The sequence below is a fragment of the [Zimmermannella] faecalis ATCC 13722 genome (genome assembly GCF_000381765.1).
GTDB lineage: Bacteria > Actinomycetota > Actinomycetes > Actinomycetales > Microbacteriaceae > Gulosibacter > Gulosibacter faecalis.
Genome location: NZ_KB907077.1, coordinates 198,097 through 216,435, shown reverse-complemented (window position 1 = coordinate 216,435; position 18,339 = coordinate 198,097). Strand labels below are relative to the sequence as shown.

Here is an 18,339-nt window from a genome sequence, read left to right as displayed (position 1 = left end):
GACCGTGCAAAGATGACGCAGTGACTCCCGCCAAGCAGCCCCGAACCCTCGGTTCTCTGGCCCTGCGCATCCCGTTCGCCGAGCTCGCGGTGAGCAACGCGTTCCGGCTCGAAGACTCGCTGAAGCACTGGCGGATGCGACGCGCCAGGCGCCGCGGTGAGGTCGAGCAGGTCGAGGCCTACACCGGCTACGGTTCGACGTCGCAGGTGCGCGTGCTCGGCCGCGTGCAGATGGTGCCCGAGGCCGTGCGACGCTACGGGCTGCGGAAGTTCTCGATTCTCAACCTGCCCCGCGGCAAAGAGCGCTCGGTGCGCGGCTGGCGCAGCTTCGTGCGCGTCGCGGTGCCGAACTCGACCGTGCGGGTGCGCATCGGCGACCGCCGCTTCGAGGTGAAGGCCGACCGCGGGGGCATACTCGACGCGACCTTCGACATCGCCCTCGAGCCCGGCTGGCACGAGATCGAGTTCGCCACGATCGACGACCAGTACTCGACGTCGCAGGTGTTCATCACGCCCGACGACCAGCAGATCGGCATTATTTCGGACATCGACGACACCGTCATGGTGACCTCGCTCCCGCGCCCCCTGCTCGCGGCCTGGAACACGTTCGTGCTCGACGAGCACGCCCGCATGTCGGTGCCCGGCATGAACGTGCTCTACCAGCGCCTCGTCGACAAGTTCGGCGCCGACACCACACCGTTCTTCTACCTCTCGACGGGGTCGTGGAACGTCGCGCCGACGCTGAGCCGATTCCTCGGCCGCAACCTGTTCCCGTTTGGGCCGCTGCTGCTCACCGACTGGGGGCCGACGACGAAGCGGCTGTTCCGTTCGGGCACCGAGCACAAGCGCACGAGCCTGCGCGCGCTCGCCGAGCAGTTTCCCGACGTGAAGTGGATTCTCATCGGCGACGACGGCCAGCACGACGAGTCGATCTACGGCGAGTTCGCGACGACGCACCCGGGCCACGTTGCCGCGGTCGTCATTCGGCAGCTCTCGAACACCGAGTCGGTGCTCGCGGGCGGCCGGGCCGGCAGCTCGGCGCGGTGGCGGCAGCGCGTGCGCGTGCCGTGGGTGCACGGGCCGAGCGGCGCGACGCTCGTCGAAGAACTCGCGAAGTACGGCATCATCGACCACGACCCGCAGGCCGCCGACCTCGTCGACCTCTCGAAGTCGCTCGCCGACAAGCGCGTCGCGCGCCCGCTCATCCGGCGCCCCGAAGACGAGCTGTAGCGGCTACGCGGCCGGCAGCGTCACCGTGAACACGGTGCTGCCGGGGCTGCTCGCGACCTCGAGCGTGCCGCCGTGGGCCTGCACGATCGCCTGCGAAATCGCGAGGCCGAGGCCGCTCGACCCCTGGCTCAGCGAGCCGGTGCGCGACGTGTCGCCGCGCACGAAGCGCTCGAAGATGTGCGGCGCGACCTCGGGGTCGATGCCGCCGCCCGTGTCGGCGACCGTGAGGCAGACACGACCCTGCGCATCCCGCCCGGTCGCGAGCGTCACGCTCGTGCCCGCCTCGGTGTGCACGGCGGCGTTCCGCAGCAGGTTGCCGAGCACCTGCGTGAGCGTGCCCGGGTCGCCGAGCACCTCGAGCCGCTCGGGCTCGTCGTCTGCCGCGGCCGCGTCGAACGACCACTCGTGGGTGGGATACGCGGCGAGCGCGTCTTCGAAGCAGCCGAGCGCAAGCTCGTTGACGTCGAGCGGCACGCGCCGCTGCTCCTGCCCCGCGTCGAGGCGCGCGAGCTGCAGCAGGTCTTCGACGAGGGTCGTCATGCGCTGCGAGGCGCCGCGGATGCGCGTGAGGCTCGTGCGCTGCTGCTCGCTGAGGCGCTCGGGCTCGCGCGCCGCGAGCTCCGCGTATCCGCTCACCGCCGCGAGGGGCGTGCGCAGCTCGTGGCTCGCGTCGGCGACAAACTGCCGCAGTTTCGCCTCGCTCGCCTCGCGCGAGGCGAGCGCGCCCTCGACGCTCGCGAGCAGCCGGTTGAGGGAGGCACCGACGCGGCCGACCTCGGTCTCGGGGTCGGTGTATTCGGTCGGCACTCGCTCGGGAATCGCGACCTCGCCGGCCGCGAGCTCCTTCTGCGACACGCGCACGGCCGTGCTCGCAACCCGCTCGAGCGGCCGCAACTGGCGCGCGACGAGCGCCGAAGCCCCCGCGCCGACGAGCACGATCGCGATGAGCGCAACGAGGCCGTAGATGAGCGCGAGGCCCCACGTGGTCGTGACGATCTCGGTCGTCGGAATGCCCGCGATCGCGACCGTGTCGGACGGCGTGTGCGCCGCGACGACCCGCACCTCGCCGATGTCGTCGACGTTCGCCGTCGCGCATTCGCCGAGGTCGAGGTTGACGACCGCGGCGAGCACCTCGCGCACCTGATCGGCCGTGAGGTCGGTGCTCGTGCCCTCGGCGTCGGTGAACTCGGCGCGCACGATCGTGCCGTCGGGCAGCAGCTGTATCGCGAGCGTCTCGAACTGGGCGCCGTGGTCATCGGCGTCGTTGAGGTACGGCGACTTCACGAGCTGCACGACGCGGTCGTCGAGGCGGTCGCTGAGGTCGCGGTGGAGCTGGGAGACCGAGAGCACGCCGACCGCGACCGCAAACAGGGTCACGAGGCCGACGATGCTGAGCACAAGTCGGCGCCGCAGGGTGCGCGGCGCCCCGATCACGCGTCCTCGCGAATCGTGTACCCGACGCCGCGGAGGGTGTGGATGAGCGGGTCGCGGCCCGCGTCGATCTTCTTGCGCAGGTACGAGATGTAGAGCTCGACGACGCTCGTCTTCCCGCCGAAGTCGTAGCCCCACACCTCGTCGAGCAGCTGTGCCTTCGAGAGCACGCGGCGCTGGTTCTGCATGAGGAACCGCAGCAGCTCGAACTCGGTGCCGGTGAGCGCGATGCGCTCGCCCGCGCGCGTGACGTCGTGAGTCTGCTCGTTGAGCTCGAGGTCGGCGACGCGCAGCACGGGCTCCTCGTCGACCGGCGTCGTACCGAGGCTGCGGCGCAGCAGCGCGCGGACCCGCACGACGAGCTCCTCGAGGCTGAACGGCTTCGTGACGTAGTCGTCGCCGCCCTCGCCGATGCCCGCGACGCGGTCGGCGAGCGCATCCTTTGCCGTGAGGAAGAGGATCGGCACGGTGTTGCCGCGGTCGCGCACGCGCCGCATGACCTCCATGCCGTCGAGGCCGGGCATCATGATGTCGAGCACGACGATGTCGGGGGTGAAGTCCTGAATCGCGTCGAGCGCCTGGCGGCCCGTCGCGGCGACGCGCACCTCGAGCCCCTCGGCCTGCAGCGTCATGCGCAGCAGGTCGGCGAGGTATTCCTCGTCGTCGGCGACGACGGCGCGGGCGGGCGTGCCGTCGGGGCGCACGAGCTGCTGGCGGGCGGTGGGGTCAACCATGGTCATTATTTAACCCGTTCGGGAGCGAGGATGGGCGGAAGGTAGACCGGCGCGGCCGGTCGGTGCTGTTTCGGCGCGGGTGCCGGGATCGGCGCGGTCGTGGGATGCGCGTCGGGCAGCAGCTCGGGCGGCATCGTGAGCGGCGCGGTATCGGTGGGCACCTCGCGCTCGGTGGCGCGGGCCGCGAGGGCCCGGTCGACGAGCCCGAGGGCGCCCGTGATGGCGAGGATTGCGGCGAGCTGCGCCGCGGGAACGACCGTGGTGAGGCCCGCCGCGAAGCCGAGCGCGGTGGCGGCGCCGGCGTAGGTCGTGTCGCGCAGCGTGAGCGTGCCGAGCTGGAGGTGGTAGAGGCCGAGCCCGCCGGCGAGGGTTGCGGCGAGGGCGGCGCCGATGCGCACGCCATCGGCGAGCGTCGCGACGCCGAGCATCGCGGTGACCGCGAAGGCGAGCACGTTCGCGGCGAGGAGCACGAGGATCAGCTCGATGCGGTGACGGCGCCGCGGGAAGAGGGCGAAGGCGAGCACGCCGACCGCGACGAGGTCGGCGGCGAGCAGGAGCAGCGAGAACATGGGGCGCATCCTTTCTTCGGTGCGGAATGCGACGTTGTCAGTAAGCCCCGCGAACCTATGCGCCGCCTATGCCGGGCCCATGCCGACGTGATGCCGGTGGTGGTGCGCGGGGCTGTGTCGTAGGCTTCTCGTATGGTGCTTTTCGAACATTTGTTTGATTGACTCAATTTTGGAGGACCCCATGCTGATCGGCGAACCCGTCGAAGTTGAGCTCTCCCCCGGCGGCGCACCCGTGCGGTTTCTCTGGCGCGGCACCCGCTACGGGGTCGTCAGCACTCCCGAGCCCTGGCTCGCCCGCGAGGCCTGGTGGCACACCGCGAGCCGGGCCGCCCGCGGCTCGGGCATCGCACTCGAGCGCGAGATGTGGCGCGTCGACGCCGTGCCGCTGCGCGCAATGCCGCAGCCCGCCGACACGAGCTTCGACCTCTGCCGCACCGCCGACGGCACCTGGCTGCTTGAGCAGGCCTGGAGCGGCGAGCTTGACGAACGTCTGTTCGCATAACATGTCTCCGTTCGTGCACCTGCACGTGGCCTCGGCACACTCGAATCACCACGGCACCAACTCCCCCGAACAGCTCGTCGCCCGCGCGGCGAGCTGGGAGGCACCCTCGGCGGCCATCACCGACCGCGACGGCCTCTACGGGGCGGTGCGACACGTTCGGGCCTGCATCGCCGAGGGCATCGCGCCGATCGTCGGGGTCGACCTCGCGCTCGCGCCGCAGCCCGCCGCCGAGGGCGCGAAACCGGCGCCCGCCGGCCCGCTCCCTGGTCCGCTCCCCCGTGCCACGGTGCTCGCGCACGGCCGCCTCGGGGGCGCCGGCTGGGCGAGCCTCAGCCGGCTCGTCTCGGCGGCACACACGCCCCCGCGCGGCACCCCGGCCACGCGGGAACACCAGCCGCAGCTGCCGCCCGGCCGCTTCGCGCCGTTCCTGCTCGGCGAACACGAGGTGCAGGGCACGCTGCTGCTCGGCCCGAACTCCGACGTCGGGCGCGCCCTCACCCGCGGGCGCGCCGACGTCGCGCGCGCCCGGCTGCAGCGCTGGCAGCACCTGCTGCCGGGCGCGATCGCGGTCGAGCTCGTGTGCCACCTCACCGAGCCCGGCGCCCCCGCCTCCCTGAGCCACGCGGCCGCGATGCTCGAGCTCGCGACCGACCTGCGACTCCCCTGCGTGCTGAGCAACCAGGTGCGCTACCTCGACCCCGACGACGCGCTCACGGGCGACGTGCTCGACGCCGCGGGCGCGCTGCGCCCGCTCGACGAGCTCGCGGCGCAGCCGAACGGGCAGGCGTGGCTCAAGCCACCGACGCGGATGCACGCGCTCGCCGACCTCATCGTCTCGCGCACGGGCCTCGGCGGCCACGCGCGCGAGCGGCTGCTCGCGACGACGCGCGAGCTCGCCGAACGCTGCGAGCTCGACCCCGACGAAGATCTGCGCTGGCGGCAGCCGAAGACGCCCGAGCCCGAGGTGCTCGGCCTTCGCGACGAGCCGAACGTCGTGCTGCGGCGGCGCTGCGAGGCGGCGCTCACCGAGCGGTTCCCCGACGCCACGGGCGAGGCGCGGCGTGCCCTCGACGTGCGGCTGCGCGACGAGCTCGGCACGATCGAAGGGTTCGGCTACGCGACCTACTTCCTCACGGTGGCCGACGTCGCCGAGCTGATTCGCGAGCGCGGCATCCGTGCCCAGGCCCGCGGGTCGGGTGCCTCGAGCCTCGTGAACTTTCTGCTGCGCGTCTCGAACGTGAACCCCATCGAGCACGACCTCGTGTTCGAGCGGTTCCTCGGCCGCAAGCGCTCGACGCTGCCCGACATCGATATCGACGTCGAGTCGGCCCGCCGGCACGAGATCTACCGCGCGATCTTCGAGCGGTACGGCTCGAGCCGCGTGACGCTGCTCTCGATGCACTCGACCTACCGGGCCCGCGGCGCCGCCCGCGACGCGGGGCTCGCGCTCGGGCTCGATGAGGCCCGCATCGACGAGATCGCGAAGTCGCTGTGGCGCTTCAACTCGCGCGAGTTTCGGGCCGTGCTCGACGAGAAACCCGAGCTCGCGCGGCTCGCCGACGAGGCGCGCAGTGACCGCGACCTCAACCTGCTCATCGACCTCGCCGAGCGGCTCGACCGGCTGCCGCGACACCTCTCGATGCATCCGTGCGGGGTGCTGCTCGGCGACTCGACGCTGCTCTCGACTACGCCCGTGCAGCCGAGCGGCATCGGCCTGCCGATGAGCCAGTTCGACAAAGACGACATCGACGACCTCGGTCTGCTCAAGCTCGACGTGCTCGGGGTGCGCATGCAGTCGACGCTCGCGTACGCCGTGCGCGAGGTCGAGCGGCTACACGGACCGCAGGCGGCGGTGCGCGGCGGCCTACCGCCCGACGCCCCGTACGTGTCGGCGCAGGGGCGGCTCGTGCTCGACGAGATTCCGAAAGACGACGAGACGACGTTCGAGCAGATTCGCACGACGCACACGCTCGGCATGTTCCAGATCGAGTCGCCCGGGCAGCGCGAGCTCGTCGGCAAGATGCAGCCCGACGTCTACGACGACCTCATCGCCGACATCTCGCTGTTTCGGCCCGGCCCCATGAAGGGCAATATGGTCACCCCGTTCCTCGAGGTGAAGCACGGGTTCGCGAGCCCCGACTGGCTGCATCCGTCGTTCCGTCCGTTCCTGCGCGAAACGTACGGCGTCGTCGTCTATCACGAGCAGGTGTTGCGCATGCTCCACCTCTGCATGGGCATCTCGCTCGCCGACGCCGACGAACTCCGGCGGCGCATGGAGAAGCGCGGCGAAGACATCGAGCGGCAGTTTCGCGACCGCACCCGCCGCAACGTCGACGAGCGGGGCCGACGCCGGTTCACCGACGCGCAGATCGACGCGATCTGGGCGGTGCTGCGCGGCTTCGGTTCGTTCGGGTTCTGCAAGGCGCACGCGGCCGCGTTCGCGCTGCCGACGTGGCAGAGCGCGTGGCTGAAGACCCACTACCCCGCCGAGTTCTTCGCGGGGCTGCTCACGCACGACCCCGGCATGTATCCGAAGCGGCTGCTGCTCGGCGACGCGCGCCGCCTGGGCGTGCCGATCCTCCCCGTCGACGTGAACGCGTCGACGCGCGAGTTCGTCGTCGAGCGGGTACGCGACACCCCGCCGGGCGTGCCGACCCGGGCGGGCGACCTCGGCATCCGCCTCGCGCTCAGCGACATTCGCGGCATCACCGAGGCCGAGCTCGCGCGCATCCTCGCCGAGCGCCCGTTCGACTCGCTCGGCGATTTCCTCGCGCGGGCCCGCCCCTCGCGCCCGCTCGCCGAACGGCTCGCGCTCATCGGGGCGCTCGACTCGCTCGAGTCGAGCACGCTCACCCGCGGCGAGCTGCTCGCGGCCGTGCGGCGCGCGCCCCGAACTCGGGCGCGGCCGAAGCGGGCGGCGGATGCGGTGGAGCTGCCGCTGCGGCTCCACGGCGCCCACGCGCCGGTCGCGGCGACGGGCGCAGCAGAACTCGACTCGCGCGAGCGCGTGCAGGCCGAGCTCGAGGTGCTCGCGCTCGACCTCTCGGAGCACGTGATCGACGGGTACCGGCCGCTCCTCGACGAGCTCGGGGTGACGCCGGCCGAGCAGCTCGTGAACCTGCGCGGCGGCGCCGAGGTGATCGTCGCGGGCGTGCGGGTCGCAACGCAGACCCCGCCGATGCGCAGCGGCAAGCGGGTCGTGTTCATCTCGGTCGACGACGGCACGGGCTGCGCCGACGCCGCGTTCTTCGAAGAGGCGCAGCAGCGCAGCGGCGACGTGCTGTTCGGCACCCCGCTGCTGCTGATCCACGGCACGGTGCGGCGCACCGGCGAGCGCGGCGTGTCGCTGCAGGCTGAGTCGGCGCGCGACCTGAAGCGGGCGTGGGAGGAGTACAGCGCGCTGCGGCGCTCACGAGCTCCTGACGACGGTGTCATGCTCGATCAGCGCGCGTAGCTCTCGGTCGAGAATGTCGTGCACGCGCCGGTCGGCGAGCAGCAGGTTGTGGCCGAGGGCCCGCACCGTGAGGTTGCGGCCAGCGCGCAACTTGCCGGGAATGCCGACAATCTGATCGTAGAGCGGCATGATCGACGCAATCCGCGCATCCGCGCCGTCGCGCATCGCGAACGCGAGCTGCATCGGCGTTCCGGCACGCAGGCCGATCATCTCGCGGGTGATGGGATGCGAGCCGTGCACGAAGCGCGCCGCCCGCGCGCCGCCGAAGGGGGCCGCGACGGCGACTGCGCCGATCGTGCGGTCGCCCGCGAGGTCGTCGAGCAGCACCTGCTTCGCAATGAGCCCGCCCTTCGAGTGCCCGACGATGAGCACGCGCCCGAGTTCGGGATGCGCGTCAAGGTAGCGCTCGACGGTCGCCGCGAGCTCGGCGACCGGCCGCAGGTTCCAGCCGAGCTGCGGCAGCACGACGACCCGATACCCGCGGTCGCTCAGCGCGTTCAGCACGGGCCGCATGAACCGCCACGGCGTCGCGAGCCCGGCGAGCACGAGCACGACGGGGCCTCCGCTGCGCCAGCCGGTCGAGCGGGGCGAGTAGTGGGTGCGCAGCCGCGACGTCGTAAGCCACTCGCGCATGCCGAATGCCCCGTCGATCTGCCGCATGCCCCAGAACACGCTGTCGAGCACGCTCGCGATAGTCTTCAGCCGCGCCCACCGCAGCCGGCGCGCCCACCTCACCACGGCTCAGCTCCGCCGCTCTGGCACGACCGCGACGAGCCGCGCCTCGTGGTCGAGCAGCCACTGCTTCATCCACTCGCCGCCGCCGTAGAGCCCCGTCGACCCGTCGGAGCGGATCACGCGGTGGCAGCCGCCGATGATCGGCAGCGGGTTGTGCGCGCAGGCGGTGCCGACCGCCCGAGCGGCGCGCGGCCGGTCGAGGCGATCGGCGACCTCGCCGTAGCTCGCGGTCTCGCCGAACGAGATCTCGTGAATCGCCCGCTGCACCTCGCCCGCAAACCCGTCGGCGGTCTGCGCCCAGTCGATCGGCAGGTCGAAGTCGCGCCGGTCGCCCGCGAAGTACTCCTCGAGCTCCGCGACCGCCCGGTCGAGCACGGCCTCGGCCGCGGCGTCACCGGGTGCGGGGCCGAACCCGAGGGGCGCGGAGCCGGGCAGCCAAACCCGCGCGACCCCCGCATCCGTCGCCTCGACCCCGACGACGCCAAGCGGCGTGTCGACTTCGCGCGCCGCGAGCATTACTCGGCCGTGACCTCGCGCAGCCGGCCGGTGTCGACGTCGGCGACAAAGCCGCGCACGTTCTTGTGCTGAATGAACGGCGAGTGCATGATGCGGCGAATCGACTCGCGCACCGACGCGTCGACGTCCTTAAACGACTCGGCCTTCCAGTGCGCGCGTGCGCCTGTCTCGTGCATGAGCAGGTCGTCGAACTCGTCTTCGCTAAAGGTCGAGAGCCCGCAGTTCGTGTGGTGAATCAGCACGACCTCTTCGGTGCCGAGCATGCGCTGCGAGATCGTGATCGAACGAATCATGTCGTCGGTGATGATGCCACCCGCGTTTCGAATGATGTGCGCCTCACCGAGGTCGAGTCCGAGCAGCGGGAAGATCTGCAGACGCGAGTCCATGCACGCAACAACGGCGACCTTTCGCTTCGGTCGCAGGTCGAGGGGGCCAGGGTACGTCGACGCGTACGACTCGTTCGCGCTGATCATCTTGTCGGTTTCGGACATCGCATTCCCCTCGGTTCGGCGCGAGCGGCCAGACGACCGCACGGATTTCCCATCGTACGCGCGCCTCGGCGCGCCGCCGTCACGGGTGGAGCAGCAGCGTCACCACGAGTATCGCGGGCACCGAGAGCACGGTCGTGAGCAGGATCGTCTCGCGCGCGAGCGACTCCCCCACGTGATAGTTCGCCGCGTAGTTGTAGATGTTCTGCGCGGCCGGCAGCGCCGCCGTCACGACGACAACGAGCACCATGTCGGGGCTCAGGCCGAACACGAACGCCGCGACGAGCCAGGCGACGATGGGATGCACGACCGCCTTCAGCACGGTCGCGGTCGCGACCTGCCAGCGGTTGCGCCCCCGCAGCGGCACGGCGTTGTCGTGGAGCGACATGCCGAACGCCATGAGCACGGCCGGCACGCTGATGCCGCCGATGAGGTCGATCGGGTCGAACAGGAACTGCGGAACCTCGACGTTCGCGAAGTTGAGGATGAGCCCGAGCAGCGCGCCGATGACGACGGGGTTCGTGAACGGGCGGTAGAGCATCTGCCACCAGCGCAGCTTCGGCGCCTGCGGGTCGCGGCTCACGATGTCGAGCACCGAGAGCATGACCGGCGCGATGATGAGCTGCTGCACGAGCATGACCGGTGCGACGAGCGTGCCGTCGCCGAGCACGTACACCGCGATGGGGATGCCGAGGTTTCCCGAGTTCACGAAGCTCGAGGCAAGCGCGCCGACCGCGGCGTTGCCCGCGCCCCAGCGAAAGATCGCCGCGAGCGCGACGAAGATCGCCGCCATGACGACCATGCAGATCGCGGTCACGATGAACTGCCCGCTAAACAGCACCCCGAGATCGGCGTGGTACATCAGCACGAACAGCAGGGCCGGCGTTGCCACGTTGAACGCGAGCTTGTTCAGTTGTTCGCGGCCGCGGTCACCGAGCAGGTGCACGCGCTGCATGATGAACCCGACGAGGATGATGACGGCGATGACGGCGAAGCCTTGAAAGACTCCCGCCATCAACCACTCCTACGAATCAGATTCCCGTGTCAGATCACTGCGCCGCAACTCGTCGAGGGCCGTCTTTCGGTACTGGCGAGGCGAAACACCGTAGGCAAGCTTAAACGCATTCGAGAAGTGGGTCGCGTCGGCGAACCCCCAGCGCTCCCCGACCGCGCGAATCGCGTCGGTGAGGCCCGGGTCGACGAGGTCGCGGCGCGCCATCTCGAGGCGACGCTCGCGAATCCAGGTCGACACCGACGTGCCCTGCTCCTTGAACAGCGAGTGGAGCGTGCGCACCGAGATGAAGTGCGCGTCGGCGATCGTCTGCGGCGTGAGCTCGTGCTTCGAGAGGTTCGCCATGATGTAGTCGCGCACCTCCATGAGCTGCCCGAGCTGTGCGTTCGCGCGCGTCGGGGCCTCGATACCGAGGCGTTCGGCGACCGCCGCTGCGATGATGTCGACGACGCTGTGCGCGAGCGCGAGCCCGCCCTGGCCGAGTAGCACCGACATGTCGCCCGCCACGGCCGCGAGCATTGGCCCCGCGACGGCGCCGATGCCCTCGTTCGCGGGCACATTCATGCCGGCGATCTCGATGAACGCGCGCGGCGGCAGGGTGAGCAGCTGCTGCGGAATCATGATCACGAGGTAGGTGCCGTCGGCAAACTCACGGTCGTACGGCAGCGCCGTGTCATAGATCGCGAAGTCGCCCGCCGTGAGCTTCGACTCGCGGCCGAGCTGGCGCAGCCGCGACTCACCGTCGATCTGGTTCACGACCGCGTAGAACGGGTCGCCGCCCTCAGCGAACAGGCGCGAGCTCCGGCCTGACGAGTGCGGGGTCGAGGTGATCGTGAAGAAGCGGATGCCGCCAACGGTGACGGCACGGATGCGCGCACGGTACGCCTCGGGGTCGGGCGCCGTCACCGCCATCGGCAGCAACAGCTGGGTCATCACGCGACCCCACTCCTCGACGCCGGCAACCTCGAGATCGGTCACCGTCTTGCGCTGCGCCATGCCTGCTCCCTCGCTCATAATTCCCGGTCTATATAACCGCTTTCGTAGGCCCAAATCACGACATGCACACGATCTGGCAGGTCAAGCTTGTCGAGAATTCTCCCGACGTGGGTCTTCACGGTGACCTCGGCGAGGAACAGTTCGCGGGCAATCTGGGCGTTCGAGACCCCCCGCACGAGTTGCGCGAGCACCTCGCGCTCGCGCTCGGTGAGGTTCGCGACCAGCGTATCCCGATCGACGGGCTCGCTCGTGACGCGGCCCGGGCTCGTGAAGCGGTGCAGCAGCGTGCGGGTCATGCTCGGGTCGATGATCGCGTTGCCCTCGTACACCGTGCGAATTGCGCGGATCAGGTCTTCGCCCGGCGCGTCCTTGAGCAGGAACCCCGAGGCGCCAGCCGCGAGCATCCGCACCGCGAAGTCTTCGGAGTCGTAGGTGGTGAGCGCGAGCACGCGCAGCTCCGACTGCTCGGCGCCGTGGCGCAGCAGCCGCGTCGTCGCCTCGATGCCGTCCATTTCGGGCATCCGCACGTCCATGAGCACGACGTCGGGCCGCAGCTTCAGGGCGAGGTCGACGCCCTCGCGGCCGTTCTCGGCCTTGCCGACCACCTCGAGGTCGGGCGCCGACGAGGCGATGAGCGCGAGCCCCTCCCGCACGAGCGACTGGTCGTCGACGATGAGCACGCGGATGGTCATGATTCGTCCTTCGTGATCGGGGCGTTCGTGCCCGGCAGCGGCCAGGTCGCCAACACCTCAAAACTACTCGCCGTCGTCGTCACGTCGAGCGAGCCGTCGAACAGCTCGACCCGCTCCCGCATACCGGCGAGGCCGCGCCGATCGCTCGACGGCGGCGCGGCACCCGGCACGAGCGAGTTAATAGCCCGCAGCCGCACGGCCCCGTCACCCCACTCGAGCGCGACCTCGCCGCGAGCACCGGGCGCGTGCTTGAGCATGTTCGTGAGCGACTCCTGCGCGACGCGGTACATCGCGAGCTGCATCCCGGCCGGGAGCTCCACCGGGGTGCCCGACTCGCGGAACTCGATCGCGGCCTCGGCGCCGTCACCGACGCGCACACCCTCGACGAGATCGGGGATTTCCCCCACGCCCCGCGCCGGCACGTCGTCTTGCGTCGAGTCGACGTTCCGCAGCAGCAGCTTCACGTCGCCGAGGGCGCCGCGGCCCGTGTCGCCGATCTTGCCGAAAATCTCGGTCGCGAGCTCGGGCCGCTCGTGTGCCGCGAGCCGGCCGCCCTCGGCGAGCGTCACGATCGACGCGAGAGAGTGGGCGATGATGTCGTGCATCTCGCGCGAGATTCGGTTGCGCTCGTCCGACACCGCGAGCTCGGCGAGACGATGCGCGTCGCGGCGCAGCAGCTCGGCCCGCTCCTGCGCACGCACGACCTCCACGAGCTGCTGGCGGCGCAGCATGCCGAGCGCCCACGCCGCGATGAACGCGAGCGCGATCGGCACCGCGAGCAGCAGGAACGACTCCGCCCGGTCGACGAGCGTCGCCTCCGTATCCCACTGCCCGCCAAACGGCCACACCTCGAACCAGGGCGTGAACAGCTGCAGCCCGACGATCGTGATCGCGAGCACCGGCGGCACGAGGCAGAGCGGCCGGTCGCGCTTGCGGCCGAACGCCGCCGCCCCGTACACCCCGACGAGGGTCGCGCCGTAGACGACGCCGTCGAAGTAGAACGACGAGGTGAGGTAGTTGAGGCCCGAGAGCATCGTCGTGCCAAACAGGAACACGATCGGGGCGCTGCGGCGCACGCACATGAGCACGACGAGCGGAATGTAGAGCACCTGCTGCGCGCCGCCAAAGCCCATCCCGACCCCGCCGACGAGCAGCGCGAACGCACCAACGACGAGCGCACCGATGCAGTCGGTGACGACGACCCGCATGGGTCGCTCGCGCGTCGCGATAAAGGTGTCGAGCATGCGTTCCAGCCTAGGAGCCGCCCCATCGTCCGCAGGTATACATCCGTCGGGAGGGCATGGTCCTCTCGAACGAGACTTGCGCACCATGCCGCCCGAGCCGGCGCGCAAATAGCTTCGAAGCATCCAGCAACCGCCCCGCGAAGGAGCCCTCATGAACCAGCAGCAGCCGGCAGTTCTCTGCCGAGGCCTCACGAAGACCTACGGACAAGCCGACGCCGCGGTGCACGCGGTCGCCGGCGTCGATATCGACTTCGCCCGCGGCGAGTTCACCGCGATCATGGGCCCCTCGGGCTCGGGCAAGTCGACCCTCATGCACCTGCTCGCCGGCCTCGACACCCCGACGAGCGGCGACGTCGCGATCGACGGCGCCTCGATTCTCGGCATGCCGGATGCGCGCCTCACGCAGCTGCGTCGCGACCGGCTCGGGTTCGTGTTCCAGTCGTTCAACCTCGTGCCGACGCTCTCGGCGCGTGAGAACATCGAGCTGCCCGTGCGGCTCGCGGGCGGGCGCGTCGACGTCGGCGCCCTCGAGCGCCTCGCGTCGCAGCTCGGGATTCTCGGCCGCCTGAGCCACCTGCCGCACGAGCTCTCGGGCGGTCAGCAGCAGCGCGTCGCGGTCGCGCGGGCGCTCATCACCGAACCCGCCGTCGTCTTTGCCGACGAGCCGACGGGCGCGCTCGACCTGCGCACGGGCCGCGAGCTGCTCGAGAGCATGCAGCGCGCCGCCCGCGAGCGCCGCCAGACGATCGTCATGGTGACGCACGACCCGGCCGCGGCCGCCTACGCCGACCGCGTGCTGATCCTCGTCGACGGGCGCATCGCCCACGAGCTCACGGGTGCCGACTACGAGCAGATCAGCTCGGTGATGGCGGGAGTCGGAGCATGAGCGCAACGCTGAACCTCGCCACCAAGCAGATTCGCCGCGGCCCGCGCCGGGTCGCCGCGATCGTCATGGCCGCCCTGCTCAGCGCGATGGCGCTCATGGCGACGGGCACCTTCATTACGACGATGCAGGCGTCGCTCAACCTCGCGGTTGCGGCGCCGTACTCGTCCTCAGACATCGTCGTGCAAACGGCCGACCCGCAGGCCACGCTTGACGCGGCCGCGCAGGTGCCCGGCGTCGAGACGATCGAGCCGAGCTACGTCGCGTACGCCCAGTCGATCGTCGAGGGCGCCCGCTCCGACGTGAACGTGTACGGCGTCGCCGACGAGCCCTCGCTGCGCTGGATGGACCTCGCCGAGGGCGAGTGGCCGTCGGGCGACAACGAGATCGTCGCGACCCAGTCGACCCTCGACCGGCTCCACCTCGAGCTCGGCGACGAGTTCGAGCTCGCGAGCTACGGCGAGGCCGGCAGCGCCGTGACCGTCGTCGGCGTCGTCACGGTGCCCGCGAACGCGAGCGCGGGCATCACCCAGCTGTTTGCGGGGAGCGGCATGTTCTCGATGGACGACGCGCAGGTCGAGTCGCTCATCATTCAGGCCACCCCGGGCAGCGACATCGCGGCGACGATCGACTCGCTTAACGCGGTGTTCGCCGAGCAGTTCGGCACGGGCGACGACGCACCCGAGGCGGTCACGGTCGATGCGTACACCCAGCAGCTCATCGACGGGCTCACGGGCGGCACCGACGCGCTCGCGACAATGTTCCTCATCTTCGTGCTCATCGCGCTGCTCGCCGCCGCGATGGTGATTCGCAACACCTTCGAGGTGCTGCTCGCGCAGCGCCTGCGCGAGAACGGCCTGCTGCGGCTCGTCGGCGCGACGGGCGCCCAGGTGCAGCGCACGGTGCTCGCCGAGGCGCTCCTCATCGGTGTCGCGGGTGCCGTTGTCGGCATCGCGATCGGCTTCGGCCTCGGGTGGATGCTCGCGGTGGTCGCCGATCTCGCGGGCGGCGGCCCGAGCTTCGCGGTGGGCTGGGCGATCGCCGCGCTCGTCGTCACGGTCGCCGTGACGCTGTTCGCGGCGTGGGCCCCAGCCGCTCGTCTGCGCGGGCTCTCCCCCATCGCGGCGCTCTCGGAGGCGAACGCGACCGGCGCCGACCAGCGTCGCCGCAGCGTGTTCGCCTGGGTCTTCGGCGGCCTCGTGACCGCGCTCGGTATCGCCGGACTCGTCGGTGCCGTCGCGCTCCGGAATCCCCTCGTGCTCATCGGCGCGGGCGTCGTACTCGCGATCGGGCTCATCGTGCTCGTGCCGCTGCTCGTGCGCGTGCTCATGCCGGTGATCGGCCGCCTGCTCGGGGCGTTCGGCCCCATCGCGAAGCTCGCGGGCGAGAATCTCGTGCGCACCTCGCGCCGCTCCGGCACGGTCGTGCTCGCGATCTCGCTCGGCGGCAGCCTGATTCTTGCGATGCTCACGGGCGTGCAGTCGGTGAACGCGACGCTGGGCGAGCGCCTCGACGCGAAGTTCTCGTACGACGCGGTCATCACCTCGCAGTCGGGCGAATCGCTCGACTCGTCGGCGCTCGCGCCGGTGCTCGATTCCCGCGGGCTCGAGGCGTCGGAGGCAACCTCGCGGGTCGAACTCGAGTCGAGCGCCGACTCCCCGTCGAGCCTGACGACCCTCACGACCCTGCCGGAGCCGACCGCGGCCGACCTGAAGTCGCCGATCGAGGACGGCGAGGTCGTGCTCTCCGAGACGAACGCCGCGATGCTCGAGGTCGACGACGGCGCCACGGCAACGTTCACCGACACCGATGGCACGTCGATCGAACTCACCGTCGTGGTCGACGACCTCGTCGACGGCCTCACGAACCTGATGGCCGGCACGTCGGTCGGCGCGGTCTCGTCGTCGACGCTCGACGAGTTCTCGGCGGTGCAGCCCGACGCGATGCTCTGGCTCTACGCCGCCGACGGGCAGATCGGCACGCTCGCCGACGCGATCACCCAGGTGCAGAACGACAACCCCGAGCTGCAGGTGCTCGGCCCGATCGCCGAACAGCAGGTCTACGAGCAGATCGTGAACCTCGTCGTCGCGTTCGTGCTCGCGATGCTCGGCCTCACTGTGGTCATCTCGGTGATTGGCCTCGCGAGCGTCGTCGCGCTCGCCGTCGCCGAGCGCCGCCGCGAGCTCGCCCTGCTGCGGGCCCTCGGCGTGACCCGCGGACGCGTGCGGCTCATGGTGCTCCTCGAAGCGGTCGCGCTCGCGCTCGTCGGTGCACTGTTCTCGATTGTCATCGGAATTCCGCTCGGCGTCAGCGCAGTCCCGACGATGATTGCCGATGGCGGCCCGATTGCCATTAGCGTTCCGTGGTTGGGTATCGGCGTCGTCATTGCCGCCGCGGTGGCACTCGGAGTAATTGCCGGTGCGCGCCCGTCGTGGCTGGCCTCGCGTATCCCGCCCGCGCAGGCACTCGCCCGAGCGTGATTCGCGGCGGCAATTCAAATTGACAACACGCGTGGTAATGAGAATTCTGTGAATTCAGCATTCTGATTTGCGAAATGCCACGGATGCGCTCCACAATTGCAGAGTACAGCTCGAATATCTCAAGGAGTGCATCCGTGGCACGCAAAGTTGTCTACCAGCTGATCGATGATCTCGACGGCACCCAGCTCACCGAGGGCCAGGGCGAAACCGTGAAGTTCGGTCTCGACGGTGTTGAATACGAAATCGACCTCAGCGACGCGAACGCCGAGGGCCTTCGCGAAACGCTGAGCAGCTACGTCAAGTCGGCGCGTCGCGTCGGCGGCCGCGCCCAGCGTGGCACCCGCACCCTGCTCCCCACTGCAGGCCCGAAGCGCGACCTTTCGGCCGTTCGCAAGTGGGCGACCGCAAATGGCTACACCGTCGCCAACCGCGGCCGAGTTCCGCAAGACGTGCTCGACGCGTACGACGAGGCGAACAACTAACGCCGTTCCCTCAACGCATATCCAAATCGGGGCGCATCACTGATGCGCCCCGATTTGTGTCGTGACGCGGGATTATGGCGCGGTGGCGATCATTCGCTGCAATGCTCGTAATTGGCGTCGCATCGGCCAGCTGCGCACGTGCCACGGCAGCATCCGATATCCCGGAACGACAATCACCCAAAATAGCTCGGCGATAAAGCGATCTCGCCGTCGCCAATTCGGGGCAAACTCGCGTCGAAGCCTCGCCGGGAGCTGCGCCAACGCGACGCGCCACACTATCGGGAGCACCACCCGTAACCAGCGCGGCGCGGATGCGGGCCGACAAAGCTCGGCAAATACCTTCTTCGCGTTGTCACTCACGTGCGATTCGGCAATTCTCGCCGCCCACCAGGCGTCGAATTCCGCGACGCTCGCGGGCCAGGCGCCGGGCGGCATTTGCAATTCAGTGCCGATCGTTTCGAACGTCGCCCGCAGCGCCTCGCGCTCGGCGAGCGTGAGTCGGCCGAACGCCCGTGCGTACGACGACTCGGCCGAGCGCAACAGCGTCGCCGCGACCCAGAGCTGCGCCTCGGGATCGAACGCGCCGGGGACCCTCGCGTGCCGTCGGTTCACGATTCGTCGCAGCGCGCGCCGGTCATCGTCGTCGCCGTGCACGACCGCAGTGACGTAGTTGAGGGTGCCTTCGAGGCGCCGCAGCGGCGCGTTCGTGAAGTCGGAGTAGCCCGCGACCCCGCGGGCGACGAGCGGATGCGCGAGCTGCAGCAGGATTGCCGCGCCGCCGCCCGCGAGCAGAATTCCCTCGGCGGCGATGCGACGACCGAGGTCGTCCCGGTGCCCCGTCATGCTTCGCACTCACTCACGCCCCAACGGTACGAACCGTGGGGGTGAGGTT

The 18,339-nt window shown here is 70.2% G+C and carries 17 protein-coding genes; 6 read left to right on the top strand and 11 right to left on the bottom strand.

Features of this window, described 5'->3' with window-relative positions; all coding sequences use genetic code 11:
* The first annotated feature begins 20 nt into the window (after positions 1-20).
* Positions 21-1,229, top strand: a complete 1,209-nt coding sequence (locus tag G328_RS0106895) for an App1 family protein (RefSeq protein WP_019618613.1) — start codon at positions 21-23, stop codon at positions 1,227-1,229.
* Positions 1,230-1,232: 3 nt separating this feature from the next.
* Here the strand turns inward: G328_RS0106895 and G328_RS0106890 are convergent, their stop codons facing one another.
* Genes G328_RS0106890 through G328_RS15840 form a run of 3 tightly spaced genes read right to left on the bottom strand, consistent with a single transcriptional unit; the run spans position 1,233 to position 3,963 of the window.
* Positions 1,233-2,663, bottom strand: coding sequence for a sensor histidine kinase (locus G328_RS0106890; protein WP_019618612.1), 1,431 nt, complete (start codon positions 2,661-2,663; stop codon positions 1,233-1,235).
* Positions 2,660-3,394 carry a response regulator transcription factor gene (locus G328_RS0106885; RefSeq protein WP_019618611.1) on the bottom strand — a complete coding sequence of 245 codons (735 nt, stop codon included), beginning with the start codon at positions 3,392-3,394 and terminating at the stop codon, positions 2,660-2,662. The genes G328_RS0106890 and G328_RS0106885 overlap by 4 nt, the downstream gene beginning before the upstream one ends.
* A gap of 5 nt (positions 3,395-3,399) precedes the next feature.
* Positions 3,400-3,963, bottom strand: coding sequence for a DUF4956 domain-containing protein (locus tag G328_RS15840; protein WP_019618610.1), 564 nt, complete (start codon positions 3,961-3,963; stop codon positions 3,400-3,402).
* A 181-nt stretch (positions 3,964-4,144) separates the two neighbouring features.
* Here G328_RS15840 and G328_RS0106875 point away from each other — a divergent pair, with 181 nt between their 5' ends.
* Positions 4,145-4,465, top strand: a complete 321-nt coding sequence (locus G328_RS0106875) for a DUF6504 family protein (RefSeq protein WP_019618609.1) — start codon at positions 4,145-4,147, stop codon at positions 4,463-4,465.
* 1 nt (position 4,466) lies between these two features.
* Positions 4,467-7,919 carry a DNA polymerase III subunit alpha gene (locus G328_RS0106870; RefSeq protein ID WP_019618608.1) on the top strand — a complete coding sequence of 1,151 codons (3,453 nt, stop codon included), beginning with the start codon at positions 4,467-4,469 and terminating at the stop codon, positions 7,917-7,919.
* Here the strand turns inward: G328_RS0106870 and G328_RS15835 are convergent.
* The 7 genes from G328_RS15835 to G328_RS15830 all read right to left on the bottom strand — a co-directional run bounded on the left by G328_RS15835 (position 7,875) and on the right by G328_RS15830 (position 13,602).
* Positions 7,875-8,657, bottom strand: a complete 783-nt coding sequence (locus tag G328_RS15835; RefSeq protein ID WP_019618607.1) for an esterase/lipase family protein — start codon at positions 8,655-8,657, stop codon at positions 7,875-7,877. The two genes, G328_RS0106870 and G328_RS15835, sit on opposite strands and share 45 nt — an antisense overlap.
* Positions 8,658-8,660: 3 nt before the next feature.
* The gene (locus G328_RS14580) at positions 8,661-9,170 is read right to left on the bottom strand and encodes a methylated-DNA--[protein]-cysteine S-methyltransferase (RefSeq protein WP_019618606.1); all 510 of its coding nucleotides are present in this window, start codon (positions 9,168-9,170) and stop codon (positions 8,661-8,663) included.
* Positions 9,170-9,661 carry a beta-class carbonic anhydrase gene (locus G328_RS0106855; protein ID WP_019618605.1) on the bottom strand — a complete coding sequence of 164 codons (492 nt, stop codon included), beginning with the start codon at positions 9,659-9,661 and terminating at the stop codon, positions 9,170-9,172. Before G328_RS0106855 ends, G328_RS14580 begins: the two co-directional genes overlap by 1 nt.
* A 79-nt stretch (positions 9,662-9,740) precedes the next feature.
* A complete protein-coding gene (locus G328_RS0106850; RefSeq protein WP_019618604.1) occupies positions 9,741-10,673 on the bottom strand; it encodes an AEC family transporter in 933 nt (310 codons plus the stop codon).
* Between the two features lie 9 nt (positions 10,674-10,682).
* Positions 10,683-11,666 carry an AraC-like ligand-binding domain-containing protein gene (locus G328_RS14575; protein WP_019618603.1) on the bottom strand — a complete coding sequence of 328 codons (984 nt, stop codon included), beginning with the start codon at positions 11,664-11,666 and terminating at the stop codon, positions 10,683-10,685.
* Between the two features lie 14 nt (positions 11,667-11,680).
* Complete coding sequence (locus G328_RS0106840; protein WP_019618602.1) at positions 11,681-12,358, bottom strand: response regulator; 678 nt, start codon at positions 12,356-12,358, stop codon at positions 11,681-11,683.
* Entirely contained in the window at positions 12,355-13,602 is a 1,248-nt protein-coding gene (locus G328_RS15830) for a sensor histidine kinase (RefSeq protein ID WP_019618601.1), read from the bottom strand. Before G328_RS15830 ends, G328_RS0106840 begins: the two co-directional genes overlap by 4 nt.
* 151 nt (positions 13,603-13,753) lie before the next feature.
* On the opposite strand from G328_RS15830, the gene G328_RS0106830 reads away from it, so the two are divergent.
* The 3 genes from G328_RS0106830 (at position 13,754) to G328_RS0106820 (ending at position 17,447) form a co-directional block, all read left to right on the top strand.
* Entirely contained in the window at positions 13,754-14,488 is a 735-nt protein-coding gene (locus G328_RS0106830; RefSeq protein ID WP_019618600.1) for an ABC transporter ATP-binding protein, read from the top strand.
* A complete protein-coding gene (locus G328_RS0106825; RefSeq protein ID WP_019618599.1) occupies positions 14,485-16,965 on the top strand; it encodes an ABC transporter permease in 2,481 nt (826 codons plus the stop codon). Before G328_RS0106830 ends, G328_RS0106825 begins: the two co-directional genes overlap by 4 nt.
* Before the next feature lie 134 nt (positions 16,966-17,099).
* On the top strand, positions 17,100-17,447 hold the full coding sequence (locus G328_RS0106820; RefSeq protein ID WP_019618598.1) for a histone-like nucleoid-structuring protein Lsr2: 348 nt from the start codon (positions 17,100-17,102) through the stop codon (positions 17,445-17,447).
* A gap of 72 nt (positions 17,448-17,519) precedes the next feature.
* Here G328_RS0106820 and G328_RS14565 read toward each other — a convergent pair whose 3' ends face one another.
* Positions 17,520-18,290 carry an oxygenase MpaB family protein gene (locus G328_RS14565; protein ID WP_019618597.1) on the bottom strand — a complete coding sequence of 257 codons (771 nt, stop codon included), beginning with the start codon at positions 18,288-18,290 and terminating at the stop codon, positions 17,520-17,522.
* Positions 18,291-18,339: the final 49 nt, after the last annotated feature.